The sequence below is a fragment of the Kitasatospora setae KM-6054 genome (assembly GCF_000269985.1).
Lineage (GTDB): Bacteria > Actinomycetota > Actinomycetes > Streptomycetales > Streptomycetaceae > Kitasatospora > Kitasatospora setae.
In genome coordinates this window covers 2,078,325-2,091,034 of sequence record NC_016109.1, presented here as the reverse complement: position 1 = coordinate 2,091,034, position 12,710 = coordinate 2,078,325, and the positions used below count along the sequence as shown (strand labels likewise).

Sequence of the window (12,710 nt, the reverse complement as noted above, 5' to 3'; positions counted from 1 at the left end):
CCCGTCCCGCTCGGTCCCGCTCTGTTCCACCCGGGGCCGACCGGACTTGACCCTGACCCGTGGGTCAAGGGCTAGCGTTCCGGCACTTCCCGTTCGCGACTCCCCGAGGAGCCTGGCATGAGTGTGCCCGAAACCGTCCACGAGATCCGACTCGCCCGCCGTGCGCAGGGCCGTCCCGTCGCCGCCGACCTGGAGGTGGTCGAGGTGCCCGCGCCGCAGCCGGAGGAGGGACAAGTCCTGTTGCGCAACCGGTGGTTCGTGCTCTACCCCGGCCTGGCGACACTGCTCGGCGACACCCCGCCGAACACCCCGTTCCCGTCCGTCCCGACCGGCGGCACGCTGTTCGGGCCCGCCGTCGCCGAGGTGCTGCACGCCCCCGCCGGCAGCGGACTGCGTACCGGCGACCTGGTCTCCCACGTCAAGGGCTGGCGCGAGTACGCGGTCGCCGAACCGGCCGAACTGACCCTGCTGGACGGGGTGTTGCCCGATCCGGCGGCCTACCTCGCGCCCGGCTCGGTCGGCTACGCGGCGCTCGCCCTGGTCTCGCCCGTCCGGCCCGGCGAGACCGTCCTGGTCACCGGCGCGGGCGGCGCCGTCGGCACCCTGGCCGGCCAGACCGCCCGACTGCTCGGCGCGGGCACCGTCCTGGGCACCACCGGCTCTCCGGCCAAGGCCGCCGCACTGCGCCAACTCGGCTACGACGCCGTCCTGGTGGACGAACGGACGGCCCCCACCGGCGACGGCTCCGACCCCGGCTCCGACTCCGACTCCGACTCCGGCTCCGGCCGTGCCGAACGCTTCGCCGAGCAGCTCGCCGCCGCCGCGCCCGACGGCATCGACGTGCTGCTCGACACCGTCGGCGGCCACCAGGCCGAAGCCGCCCTCGCCGCCGCCCGCCCCGGCGCCCGCGCCTCCCTGATCGGCGTGCTGTCCGGCCAGTTCGCCGACGCCCCCGGCCACTCCGGCCGGCCCGCGCAGTCCGTGCCGCTGCGCCTGGACGCCTTCCAGCTCATCGTCCGGGGCATCAGGGTGGCCGGCCACGGCTCCGAGGGCCACGCCGCCGCGCAGGCCGCCTGGCTGCCCCGCTTCGGCGACTGGCTGCGGACCGGCCGGATCACCTTCCCGCACACCCGGATCACCGGCCTCGACCAGGCCCCCCGGGCCTTCCAGGAGATGACCGAGGGCCGCTACCTCGGCACCGTCCTGGTCGAGCTGTAGCCGGAATTCCCGGGCGGCCGACGGGGTTTCACCCTCCGAAGGGTGAGGGTCTCGTCGAGGAGAGGGCGCACGGGCATGCGGATCGGGGACGCGGCGGCCGCCGCCGGCACCACACCCAGGGCGCTGCGCCTGTACGAGCAGCGCGGCCTGCTGCCCGCGCCCGACCGCAGCTCCAGCGGGCAGCGCGTCTACGGCGAGACGGACGTCGCCCGGGTCCGGGTGATCCGCGGCCTGCTCGCCCTCGGCCTCACCCTCGGCGACCTGCGCGGCCACGCCGAAGCCGTCGACCTGCTGCTCGCCGACCCCGCCCGCCGCTGCGGCGCCAACCCCTCCGGCGGCCCGATCGTCCGCCACCGACTGGCCGCCCTGGACGCCGAGATCGCCCGCCTCACCCGGCTGCGCACCGCCCTCGCCCTGGCGGCGGAACGGCCGTCGGAGACCTGACGGCCCGGCCGCCGGGCCCGCCCGCCCGTCAGGCCGTGTGGTGCCGGGCCAGCAGGACGGCCTCGCGGCGGAGCGTCTCGTCGCCGGTGCGCTCCGCCGCGGCGAGCAGGTGGCCGGGGAAGGCGGCCTGCAACTCGGGATGCGGGGCGAGCAGGCCGTAGGTCGTCCAGAGCAGGTGCTCGCGGGTGAGCGCGTCGGGGCGGTGCGGGACGTACCAGACGTCGTCGAAGCGGGCGCGCAGCGACGGGTCGGTCAGCAGGCTCAGCAGCCGGGGCAGGTGGCGGACGGGGAGGTCCGGGTCGAGCACGGCGGAGGCGTGCACGGCGGCGACGTACAGCGCCGGGTGGTCCTCGGTCAGGGTCTCGGCGAGGACGGCCCGGGCCCCGGTGGTGCCGGTCATCCCGAGCGCGCGGACGAGGGAGAGCCGGACGGACGGGTCCGCCTCGATCCGCCACAGGCCCAGCAGGCACTCCGGGTCCGGGGCGAGCGGCAGCGCGGCGCGCCGGACCGCCGGGTCCCGGTCGGCGAGCAGCGGCAGGGTGTCCGGGCGGTGCCGCGCGGCCAGCTCGGAGTCGGCGCGCAGCACGCGGGCGAGCAGCACGGTCAGCGGCGCACGGACGGCCCCCATCCCCGGGTCCCGCGCCAGCGCGAGCAGCAGCGGGACGGCGACCGGCGCGGCGGAGGGCAGCGGCCGGCCCGGCTCCGGAACGAGGCAGTGCAGCAGCTCGCAGTCCTCCGGACTCGCCTCCGGCCCGGCCAGCGCCATCCGGTGCAGCACCCGCGGCACCATCGTCGCCGGGCTCGACCAGTGCGCGGTCTCCAACCCCTCCCACAGCGCGGCGTCCAGTTCCGTCAGCGGGATTTCCGTGGTCATGCTCTCTCCCCGTACTCCGTCGTGCGTGGTGAAGCCGTTCCCCCGTGAAGATCGCTGTCATTCTCGGCGGGGACCGCCGCGCTGTCGTGGGGATTCCCGCCCCGGGACGAAAACTTTGCCGAGGTGATGCGGAGGAGTGATGATGCGGCATCGATGTCGCGACATCCGTGGCGCGACACCGATGTTGCGACACGCATGTCGTGTCATCGATGTTGCGGCATGCGTGTCACGTCACGCGTGTCGTGTCATCGATGATGCGACATCGGTGACGCGACATGGATGACCCGGCATTGGTGTCGCGACATCGATGCCGCGTCAACTCATGACGTGACACCAATGCCGCGACACTGATGTCACGTCACCGATGTCACGTCACCGATGTCACGTCACCGATGCTGTGACACGCGTCCCGCGATACCGCCCCGCCCCGCCCCACCGCCCCGCCCCACCATCCCGCCCCGTCAGGCCCCGACGTACTCGGCGAGGTGTCGCCCCGTCAGGGTGCTCCGGTCGGCGACCAGGGCGGCGGGGGTGCCCTCGAAGACGATCCGGCCGCCGTCGTGGCCGGCGCCGGGGCCGAGGTCGATGATCCAGTCGGCGTGGGCCATCACGGCCTGGTGGTGTTCGACCACGATCACCGACTTGCCGGAGTCGACCAGCCGGTCCAGCAGGCCGAGGAGTTGTTCGACGTCGGCGAGGTGCAGGCCGGCGGTGGGCTCGTCCAGGACGTAGACGCCGCCCTTCTCGGCCATCTGGGCGGCCAGCTTGAGGCGTTGGCGTTCGCCGCCGGAGAGGGTGGTGAGCGGCTGGCCGAGGGTCAGGTAGCCGAGGCCGACGTCGGAGAGGCGCTTCAGGACGGTGTGCGCGGCGGGGGTGCGGGCGTCGCCGGTGCGGAAGAACTCCTCCGCCGTGTCGACCGACATGGCCAGCACTTCGGCGATGTCCCTGCCGCCGAGCCGGTACTCCAGCACCGCGGCCTGGAAGCGTCGGCCCTCGCACTCCTCGCAGACCGTCGCGACTCCGGCGATCATGCCCAGGTCGGTGTAGACCACGCCGGCGCCGTTGCAGGTCGGGCAGGCGCCCTCGGAGTTGGCGCTGAACAGGGCCGGTTTGACGCCGTTCGCCTTCGCGAAGGCTTTCCGGATCGGCTCCAGCAGGCCCGAGTACGTCGCCGGGTTGGACCGCCGGGAGCCCCGGATCGGGCTCTGGTCGATCGCCACCACCCCGTCCGGGACGGCTCCGCCGGCCAGGGCCGCGCCGTTCACCAGGGAGCCGTGCACCAGCGAGCTCTTTCCGGAGCCCGCGACGCCGGTGACCACCGCCAGCACGCCCAGCGGTACGTCCACGTCGACCTTGCGGAGGTTGTGCGCGTCCGCCCCGCGGATCTCCAGCACGCCGGTGGGTGTGCGGACTTCGGACTTGAGCGCGGCCCGGTCGTCGAAGTGCCGGCCGGTCACGGTGCCGCTGGCGCGCAGCCCCGCCACGCTGCCCTCGAAGCAGACCTCGCCGCCCGCCGAGCCGGCGCCGGGGCCGAGGTCGACGACGTGGTCGGCGATCGCGATGGTCTCCGGCTTGTGTTCGACGACCAGCACCGTGTTGCCCTTGTCGCGCAGCCGCCGCAGCAGCCCGTTCATCCGCTGGATGTCGTGCGGGTGCAGGCCGGTGGTCGGCTCGTCGAAGACGTACGTGACGTCGGTCAGCGAGGAGCCCAGGTGCCGGATCATCTTCACCCGCTGGGCCTCGCCGCCGGAGAGCGTCCCGGCCGGGCGGTCCAGTGAGAGGTAGCCGAGGCCGATGCCGGTGAACGAGTCCAGTACCTGGCCGAGCGAGGCGAGCAGCGGTCCGACCGTCGGTTCGTCCAACTCCCGTACCCAGTCGGCGAGGTCGCTGATCTGCATGGCGCAGGCGTCGGCGATCGAGATGCCCCGGATCTTCGAGGCGCGGGCGTCCGCGCTCAGCCGGGTACCGTCGCAGTCGGGGCAGGTGGCGAAGGCCACCGCCCGGTCGACGAACTCGCGGATGTGCGGTTGCAGGGCGGCCCGGTCCTTGCTGAGCATCGACTTCCGGATCCGCAGCACCAGGCCCTCGTAGGTCATGTTGATGCCGGCGATCTTCATCCGGGTCGGCTCCCGGTACAGGAAGTCGTGCCGTTCCCGTTCGCTGTACGCGTCGATCGCCTTGTCCGGGTCGACCAGGCCGGACTCGGTGTACAGCCGGTAGTTCCAGCCGCCCGACTTGTAGCCGGGGATGGTCAGCGCGCCCTCGTTCAGCGACTTCGAGCCGTCGTACAGCTGCCCCGGGTCGATGTCCGAGACGCTGCCCCGCCCCTCGCAGCGCGGACACATGCCGCCCGCCCGCCCGAACGTCCGCTTCTCGGTCTTCGTGCCCGCGCCGCGCTCCACCGTGATCGCCCCCGCGCCGTGCACCGTCGGCACGTTGAAGGAGAACGCGGGCGGCGGCCCCACGTACGGGTCGCCGAGCCGGCTGAACAGGATCCGCAGCATCGCGTTGGCGTCCGTCGCGGTGCCGACGGTCGAGCGCGGGTCGGCGCCCATCCGCTGCTGGTCGACGATGATCGCCGTGGTCAGGCCCTCCAGCACGTCCACCTCGGGGCGGCTCAGCGAGGGCATGAAGCCCTGGACGAAGGCGCTGTACGTCTCGTTGATCAGCCGCTGCGACTCGGCCGCGACCGTCCCGAACACCAGCGAGCTCTTGCCCGAACCCGACACGCCCGTGAACACCGTCAGCCTGCGCTTGGGCAGTTCCACGCTGACGTCCTTCAGGTTGTTCACCCGCGCCCCGTGCACCCGGATCAGGTCGTGGCCGTCCGCCGGGTGGTCCACGCCGACGCCGTTCCCGCCACCGCCGTCGCCGCCGCCGCTGTTCCGTGCCGCGCCGCTCATCGTCCTCGTCCCTCCGTCCGGCGGCGCCCGTGGCGACTCCGCCGCCCCGATCCAACCACCCGGAACCCGCGGGCACCGGGCCGCGTCCCTATAAAGCGCGGGTAAAGTGACCGGCCGGACCACCCGGGAGACGCCGATGCGGATACAGGAACGTGCACGGACGCGGGCGCGGACACAGGGACGGGTACGCGGACGGGCAGGCGGACGCGGGCGCTCGGCCGCCGCCACCGCGCTCGCCGCGCTGCTGCTGCTCGGCACCGCCGCCCCGCAGGCCGCCGCCGACCCGTCGCCCGCCGCGAGCGCGCCGTCCGCCGCAGGCGCGCCCGCCGCGCAGGGGCAGCTGCCCGACACCGCCACGCAGGCCGAGCGCCTCGCCGCCGCGCTGCGCCAGGACCCGGTCTACGTCTCGGTCGACCTGCCGCGCGAGACGCCGCGCTCGCTCGCGCCGCGGTTCGCCGAGATCGCCCGGCGGATCGGCGTCCCCACCTACGTGCTCGTGCTGCCCGACGCCGACGCCTCGCTGCTCGCCCAGGTGCACGACCGGCTGGGCGCGTCCGGCCTGTACGTGCTGGTCGAGCGGTACGGCGTGACCGCGACCGGCTTCGGCGTGGACCTGCCCGTCGACGACGCCGCACGGGTCGCCCGCCACACCGTCCCGTACGACGCCGGGCGGCTGGCCCAGTTCGAGGCTTTCGCCGAGAAGCTCGCCCTGGGCGCGGACCAGCTCGCCGCGCAGGTCCGCCAGATCTACGCGGACGGCGACCACGAGGTGCCCGAGCGGTACATCTCGGCCACCGACCGGCAGAACCAGAACCTGCTGATCGGCCTGGCCGTGGTGCTCGTCCCCGGCCTGCTGCTGGTCCTCGGCCTGTTCCTGGCCCGCCGCCGCGCCGACCTGCGCCCGGCCCCCGCCGCCGTCTCCGACGCGCCGCGCCGACCCGTCCGGCTGGACAAGAAGCCCGGCGTGAAGCCCGGCGCGAAGTCCGGTGCGAAGGCTGGCAAGGCACCCGCTTCCGCCTCCGCCCCCGGGTGGCGGTACGGCGTGCTGGCGGTGACGCTGGTGGCCACCGTCGCCGCCGTGGCGGGCGTGCTGCTGGCCGCGCCGCAGGTGTTCGCGCAGCGCGTGGACGGCCCCGACCTGCGGGTCACCCCGGCCGACCTGGCGGCCCGCAGCGAGGAGGCCGCCGCCGCGCTCACCGCGGGCGGCGTCTACCAGGACGCCGCCGCCCCGACCGTGCTGAGCCCCGCCCAGTTGGCGGCCGTCAAGCAGCGGACCGCCGAACTCGCCGCCAGCACACCGGTGTTCCTGCTGTTCACCGGCTCCGACAGCGACGACGAGAGCACCGGCGACGGCAGCCGGCTGCTCGCCCAGGTGCGCCAGCGCACCGGCCTGGACGGCGTGTACGTGCAGGTCGACCCGGTCGCCGGCTACTTCGAACTGGTCGAGTTCCGGACCGCCGCGACGGACGTCGAGACCCGGTTCCGGCGCGCCGAACTGCGCTACCCCGAGCGCGAGAACGGCAGCGGCGACCTGCGGATCCCGGAGCGGCTGAACCGCGTCCTGGACACCGTGGCCGCCGCCCGGCCCACCGGCCGGGAAGGCGACACCGGCGCCGGTTCCACCCTGCCCGAGCTGCACGACAACGCCCTGCCGCCGCTGTTCAAGGCCGACCTGGTGCCCGGCACCCTGCTCGGCGCGCTGCTGCTCGGCATCCTGACCCTGGTCGGCTGGGCCTGCTCCGCCGCCGTCCGGGCCGGCCGGGTCCGGCGCGCCGTCGCGGCCGCCGTCGCCGCGACGGCCGGAACGGACGCCGCGGACGCCGCGAGCGGTGTGAGCGGTCCGGGCGGCGCCCGGCGCGCCTCCGCCCACCCCACCGTCCGCCAACTGCGCGCCTGGGCCACCGAGGACGTCCGCGCCCTCGCCACCCGGCTCGCCGCCGCCGGGCCGGACGAACCCGGCCGCGCCCGCGCCTGGGACTGCCTGGACGCCGCCGGACTGCTGCTCGGCGAAGACGGCGAAGGCGGCGCGCACGGGACGCGGGGCGCGCGCGGAGCCCGCGGCGACGCCGACCCGGCCGACCTGGCCGCCGCCGTCGTGCTCGCCCAGGCCGGGCAGGCCGTCCTCGGCGGCCGGTCCGAGCAGCTGCTCTGCCGCGCCAACCCGCTGCACGGCCCGGCGACCGGCGGCCGGGTGCCGTCCTGGTTCGCCGAGCTCGGCCTCGGCCCCAAGGCCGCCCGGATCTGCCCCCACTGCCGGGAGTCCTTCCGCGCCGGCGGCGCCGACCGCCCCACCGCCGACCGGACCGCCCGCCGCTTCGCGGCCGACCAGCGCCTGCTGCGGGTACCCGATCCGGACGGCCGCACCAGCAGTGCCTGGCACGAGGCCGGGCAGGTGCTGCCCGCCGCCCTCGACGGCATCGACGCACTCGTTCTCAGGGCCAGGGAGTCCGCCAGTGTCCAGTGACCGCCGCCCCACCACCGTCCCCGCCCGCCCCGCGGCCGGCCCCCGAGCCCGGGCCCGGACCCGCTTCCGGAGCCGTCCGGCCGCGCTGCTGCTGGCCGGCGCCGCGCTGCTCGGCGGCGGCCTGAGCGCCGGCGGCGCCCTCGTCCTCGGCCCCGGGGCCGCCGTCGCCCGCGCCGCCGACGGCCCGGTCAGCAGCGCGACCGGGGAGAGCATCGCCGAGGCGCTGAAGACCGCCCCGGTGTACGTCGACCCCGGCTACGCCGCCGCCGTCACCCCCGACCAGCAGCAGCGGATCGCCGCGCAGATCGCCGCCACCGGCCTGCCGATCAAGGTCGTCCTGGTGCCGCTGCAGAAGGGCGACGCCTTCGGCGGCGACGCCAAGGCGCTGGCCGCCGTCGTGCGGGAGCGGCTCGGCCAGAACCCGCTGATCATGATCACCAGCGACGACTACGGCAGCTGGCTGAACGGCTACGAGTGGCCCGCCGACAACGCCCACCAGGCCCGCGACTCCGCCAACGCGGTCAGCATGATCAAGGAACTCAAGGACGCCGGACTCGCCGCCAAGGTCGGCCGGGCGATCGAACTGATCGGCACCGGCAAGGGCACCGAGGTGTACAAGGCCGAGTCCGACCGCCTCGACCGCGAGCGCTCGGCCCGCCCGCAGAACGACTACGGCACCGGCGCCGGGCCGGCCTCCTCCGCCACCGGACCGTTCGCGATCGCCGCCGCCCTGGTGCTCGCCCTGGCCGTCGGCGGCGGCCTGCTGCTCCGCGCCCGCCGCAGGCCCCGGCACACCGCGTTCACCTTCCCGGACGCGGTCTTCGCCGCCGACCGGGCCGCCGACGAAGCCGGACTGCGCCGCCAGGCCACCGCCGAGGTGCTCGCCCTCGGCGAAGCCCTGGACGGCGCCGACAGCGCCACCACCCCCGGCCTCGGCCGCGCCCTGGACGCCTACGACGCGGCCGGCCGGGTCCTCGACGGCGCCGACGGCCTGGCCGACCTGGCCGGCGTCCTCGCCCTCGCCGCCGAAGGCCGCGCCGCGCTCACCACCGAACCCCGGCTGCCGCTCTGCTTCTTCGACCCCCGCCACGACACCGCCGCCCGCCGCACCACCTGGCGGCCGGTCGGCCGCCGCGAACGCGTCGACGTCGCCGTCTGCGAGGACTGCGGCCAGGCCCTCAAGGCCCGCCGCTCCCCGCAGGTCCTCGCCGTCCGCGACGAAGGCCGCACCGTCCCGTACTTCGAGGTCCCCGCCGCCCGCAGCCTCTGGGCCGCCACCGGCTACGGCTCCCTGCTCTCCGGCCCCGACGACACCCTCGCCGCCCGCGTCGGCACCGGCGGCTTCAGCCGCACCACCCGCGGCCGCCGACCCGACGGCCCCCGGGACTGACCTCAACCCCCGTACGGGCTGTGCATGGTGAGGAAGTGGATGGTCAGGTCCTCGGCCAGGTAGTCCATCCGGCGCTCCCAGAACGCGCGCATGTGCGGGAGCGTCAGGTGGGCGTCCAGGTCGGCCTCGGTGCGCCACGCCTCGTAGAAGACGAACACGCCGGGCTCGTCCCGCTTCTCGTGGAAGTGGTACTCCAGGCACCCCGCCTCGGCGCGGGTCGGCTCGACGAAGGACAGCAGCAACTCCCGCAGCTCCTCGACGCGTTCGGGCTTCGGGCGGGCGGTGCCGACCAGGGTGAAGGGCTGCGCCACGGGGCTCCTCCTGAAGGTAAGAGTTCTGTCGTACCTCGGGACGCTAACCGGCGCGGCAGGTACGATGCAAGTCATACCTGTGGTGCGTGGGAGAGGCGGTGGGCGGTGCCCGACAGCGAAGGACACCCGGCGGTCGACGAGATCCGGCTCGGCGCGGTGCTGTCGGCCCTGGCCGACCCGCTGCGGCGGCGGGTCGTCCGCGAACTCGCCCTCGCCCCCGCCGACACCGCCCGCACCTGCAGCTCCTTCGCCCTCCCCGTCAGCAAGGCCACCGTCACCCACCACTTCCGCGCCCTACGCGAAGCCGGCCTGATCCGCCAGGTCGACCGCGGCAACAGCCGCGCCGCCACGCTCCGCCGCGCCGACATCGAACGGTGCTTCCCCGGGCTGCTCGCCCTGCTCACGGCCGAAGCCGCGACGGCCGAATAGCCCCGGACGCCCGGCTCGCCCCCGCGTACGCGTGCGCTCGCCCGTGCTCACGCGTGCAGGTCCACGGCCAGTCCGCGCCCGCCCCGTCGTCCCCGTCGTCCCCGCCGCCCGGCAGCGTCTCGGCGGCCAGGCCCAGCCCGGCCAGCCGCCCGCGCAGCCAGGCCGCCTCGGCGACCCTCCCCGCCACACCCGAACCGGCCAGCCGGCGGGCCAACCCGACCGCCTCCGGCAGCGACACCGGCCAGGACGCGCGGACGCGGATCTGCAGGTCGCGGAGTTCTCGTGGAGGGAAGCCCACGTTCCGGGCGTCGCTGGAGCTGGTGCAGCGGGGGCGGTCCGGACACGGCTGGCACTGGCTCTTGGTGAACCGGGCCACGATCAGGGGTGCCGCGGTGGGTGAGGAGGTCGGGTAGGGGCCGTGCCATCCGGCGCTGACCTGGCTGTTCGGGCAGGTGACCTGTCGGCGGTCGAAGTCGATGCGGAAGTCGTCGCGGTCGAAGCCCTCGTCTCGGCGGTGCTGGCGGGTGGGGTTGCCCGGTAGGGAGCCGCTGACGGTGACCTGGTGTTCGCGGGCAGCTCGTTCCAGGTGGACCAGGGGGGTGTAGCCGCCGTCGACCAGATGACGGCAGGCGGCAGTTCGCGACGAGATCGAACCCCGGGGGGCACATCGAAGCTCCGGTGGTTCAGGGCGACTTGGGAAGGTCACCCCGTTCAACCGGAGCTTCGTTGCGTTCGTGACGGGCGGATCCGGATCGCTCATACCGCCGTGACCAGCGAACTCATGTACTCATCAGGACTTTGAAACAGCCCTGGGCCCGCAGCTCCTAAGAACTCGTAACACGATCTTGCTGATCGTCGCTGGTGGGGCGTTACCGATGTGACGATTCGTCCGTTCGTGATGGCGTGAGCAGCAAGCCGTGGATGGTGGACGACGAGTTGTGGGCGCGGATCGAGCCGCTGCTTCCGGCGTGGCCGGAGCGGTCGCCGGGCCCGCGTCCGGTGGACGACCGGCTGTGGCTGCAGGGCATCCTGTTCGTGCCGTACACCGGCATCACCTGGCAGCAACTGCCGCTCGAGCTGGGCTTCGGCTCCGGGCAGACCCGCCGGCGGCGGCTCGGCCGCTGGCAGGAGGCCGGGGCCTTCGAGGCCCTGCACCGCATACTCCTGGCCGAGTTGAACGCGGCCGGCCCGATCGACTGGACGCGCGCCTGCGTGGACGCCTCCCACGTGCGCGCGAAAAAGGGGGCGAGGCAACCGGGCCCTCGCCGGTCGACCGCCGCAAGACCGGCAGCAAACACCACCTGATCAGCGACGGCGGCGGCATCCCGTTCCATGTCATCACCACCGCCGCCAACGTCAACGACGTCACCCAGGCCCTCGCACTGGTCGACGGCGTCCCTCCCGTGGCCGGCCGGGTCGGACACCCCCGAAAGCGCCCCGACGCCCTGCTCGGCGACAAGGGCCACGACAGCAACCCCAACCGCCAGGAACTGCGCAAACGCCGGATCCTGCCCGTCATCTCCCGCCGCGGCGAACCCGACATCATCGGCCTCGGCAAGCTCCGCTACGTCGTCGAGCAGACCTTCGCCCAGCTCCACCAGTTCAAGCGCCTCGCCGTCCGCTGGGAGAGGCGCCTCGACCTCCACAACGCGTTCGTCTCACTTGCCTGCGCACTCATCTGCTGGCGACGCCTCAACAACCCACCCTCATGATCGTGTTACGAGTTCTAATCAGCGGCCGAGTCGTCGTGAGGTGTCTGGCGGCCAGGTGACGTGAAACATCGACGGCAACCCAATCAGAGACATACCCAGCACCTCTGGATCCCAGGACCATACAACTGGCCTGCCCGACCCATCAACAACGTAGGACCCAATCAATTTCAGTAGCGGAACGCTTATCGCCAGCGAATTTCACTTATTCCACTATCAAGATCCTTCACTGTGCCGCCCTCAGAGAGACCTGGGGAGTTGGCCAGTTCAGTAGTCCGCATGAGCAGGCGATCTGGCGCTGGACCGCCCGGGATGCGGTCGTATAGGAAGAATCCATCCCAGTCGGACTCGGCGCTGCGTCCAGACCAGTCCACAATGACTCCTATGGTCTGCCCGGAGCCTTTCAAAGCCATCTGCACGATAGCGTCCTCGACACGCCTCTTCTGGTCTGCGGTCAAGCCATCTAGATCATAGGTCTGGATCTCACCCCCAAGCGGCTCATATCTGAACTGACAGGTTACATCGATATCAGCCGCGAGCCAAAACTGCACGTCCAGACTTGCGATCGCCAATCCTACAAGCTCCGAGATACACGACGGCGACATTTTCACCTGCTCGCCATCGACATTCAGTAGGATTCCAGTCTTGAGTGCAGGGTGCTCAAGACTGAGCCCCAGTCGCTCGAGAGCGGCGGTCATTGTAATGAATCCGGGAGCGTCGGTGCGACCGTTGCGATACCAGGAAATGTAAGCGTCGGACATTACTGGCACTCCATCTTGAAGGTGATGACATTCTCCATCCCGAACCACTTCTGCGCCTGCTTGATCACCGAATCCGGAGTCCCCTCCTCTAGATAATATACCGCCTTCACGCCGCGCTGATCTGCCTCATACTTAGAAATCTTCAGATTATTGCCAAGCTTGGCCATATCCTTGGCCTTCATGGGTCCCCCGGAAAATACCAGATCA

At 73.0% G+C, this 12,710-nt stretch carries 12 protein-coding genes; 6 read left to right on the top strand and 6 right to left on the bottom strand.

The features are described from left to right. The first annotated feature begins 117 nt into the window (after positions 1–117). Positions 118–1,218: an MDR family NADP-dependent oxidoreductase gene (locus KSE_RS09245; RefSeq protein WP_033259367.1), complete on the top strand. Its 1,101-nt coding sequence runs from the start codon at positions 118–120 to the stop codon at positions 1,216–1,218. Between the two features lie 75 nt (positions 1,219–1,293). Beyond that, on the top strand, positions 1,294–1,662 hold the full coding sequence (locus KSE_RS09240; protein ID WP_014135024.1) for a MerR family transcriptional regulator: 369 nt from the start codon (positions 1,294–1,296) through the stop codon (positions 1,660–1,662). A 28-nt stretch (positions 1,663–1,690) separates the two neighbouring features. On the opposite strand, the gene KSE_RS09235 is transcribed toward KSE_RS09240, so the two are convergent. Then, positions 1,691–2,536: a HEAT repeat domain-containing protein gene (locus KSE_RS09235; protein ID WP_014135023.1), complete on the bottom strand. Its 846-nt coding sequence runs from the start codon at positions 2,534–2,536 to the stop codon at positions 1,691–1,693. A 461-nt stretch (positions 2,537–2,997) separates the two neighbouring features. Beyond that, the gene (locus tag KSE_RS09230) at positions 2,998–5,439 is read right to left on the bottom strand and encodes an ATP-binding cassette domain-containing protein (RefSeq protein ID WP_014135022.1); all 2,442 of its coding nucleotides are present in this window, start codon (positions 5,437–5,439) and stop codon (positions 2,998–3,000) included. 136 nt (positions 5,440–5,575) lie between these two features. Here KSE_RS09230 and KSE_RS09225 point away from each other — a divergent pair, with 136 nt between their 5' ends. After that, entirely contained in the window at positions 5,576–7,903 is a 2,328-nt protein-coding gene (locus KSE_RS09225; RefSeq protein ID WP_033259366.1) for a hypothetical protein, read from the top strand. Then, the gene (locus tag KSE_RS42750; RefSeq protein ID WP_014135020.1) at positions 7,893–9,293 is read left to right on the top strand and encodes a hypothetical protein; all 1,401 of its coding nucleotides are present in this window, start codon (positions 7,893–7,895) and stop codon (positions 9,291–9,293) included. The genes KSE_RS09225 and KSE_RS42750 overlap by 11 nt, the downstream gene beginning before the upstream one ends. A 2-nt stretch (positions 9,294–9,295) precedes the next feature. Here the strand turns inward: KSE_RS42750 and KSE_RS09215 are convergent, their stop codons facing one another. Then, complete coding sequence (locus KSE_RS09215; RefSeq protein WP_014135019.1) at positions 9,296–9,604, bottom strand: putative quinol monooxygenase; 309 nt, start codon at positions 9,602–9,604, stop codon at positions 9,296–9,298. 105 nt (positions 9,605–9,709) lie between these two features. Here KSE_RS09215 and KSE_RS09210 point away from each other — a divergent pair, with 105 nt between their 5' ends. After that, positions 9,710–10,033 carry an ArsR/SmtB family transcription factor gene (locus KSE_RS09210; protein WP_014135018.1) on the top strand — a complete coding sequence of 108 codons (324 nt, stop codon included), beginning with the start codon at positions 9,710–9,712 and terminating at the stop codon, positions 10,031–10,033. On the opposite strand, the gene KSE_RS44450 is transcribed toward KSE_RS09210, so the two are convergent. Next, on the bottom strand, positions 10,005–10,739 hold the full coding sequence (locus KSE_RS44450) for a hypothetical protein (protein ID WP_231873148.1): 735 nt from the start codon (positions 10,737–10,739) through the stop codon (positions 10,005–10,007). The two genes, KSE_RS09210 and KSE_RS44450, sit on opposite strands and share 29 nt — an antisense overlap. 215 nt (positions 10,740–10,954) lie before the next feature. Here KSE_RS44450 and KSE_RS39810 point away from each other — a divergent pair. Further along, a protein-coding gene (locus KSE_RS39810; protein ID WP_106437631.1) for an IS5 family transposase occupies positions 10,955–11,745 on the top strand; the annotation gives its coding sequence in 2 pieces (ribosomal slippage) (positions 10,955–11,270 and positions 11,270–11,745; 792 coding nt in all). A 182-nt stretch (positions 11,746–11,927) separates the two neighbouring features. Here KSE_RS39810 and KSE_RS42045 read toward each other — a convergent pair. Next, positions 11,928–12,503 (bottom strand): hypothetical protein, encoded by a 576-nt coding sequence (locus tag KSE_RS42045; protein ID WP_148283078.1) that lies wholly within the window; start codon positions 12,501–12,503, stop codon positions 11,928–11,930. Continuing rightward, positions 12,503–12,685, bottom strand: a complete 183-nt coding sequence (locus KSE_RS09190) for a hypothetical protein (RefSeq protein ID WP_033258014.1) — start codon at positions 12,683–12,685, stop codon at positions 12,503–12,505. Before KSE_RS09190 ends, KSE_RS42045 begins: the two co-directional genes overlap by 1 nt. Positions 12,686–12,710: the final 25 nt, after the last annotated feature.

Bases quoted from the DNA above. Each gene is read 5' to 3' on its own strand.
- KSE_RS09245 (WP_033259367.1), top strand. From the start codon at position 118: ATGAGTGTGCCCGAAACCGTCCACGAGATCCGACTCGCCCGCCGTGCG.
- KSE_RS09240 (WP_014135024.1), top strand. From the start codon at position 1,294: ATGCGGATCGGGGACGCGGCGGCCGCCGCCGGCACCACACCCAGGGCG.
- KSE_RS09235 (WP_014135023.1), bottom strand. From the start codon at position 2,536: ATGACCACGGAAATCCCGCTGACGGAACTGGACGCCGCGCTGTGGGAG.
- KSE_RS09230 (WP_014135022.1), bottom strand. From the start codon at position 5,439: ATGAGCGGCGCGGCACGGAACAGCGGCGGCGGCGACGGCGGTGGCGGG.
- KSE_RS09225 (WP_033259366.1), top strand. From the start codon at position 5,576: ATGCGGATACAGGAACGTGCACGGACGCGGGCGCGGACACAGGGACGG.
- KSE_RS42045 (WP_148283078.1), bottom strand. From the start codon at position 12,503: ATGTCCGACGCTTACATTTCCTGGTATCGCAACGGTCGCACCGACGCT.
- KSE_RS09190 (WP_033258014.1), bottom strand. From the start codon at position 12,685: ATGAAGGCCAAGGATATGGCCAAGCTTGGCAATAATCTGAAGATTTCT.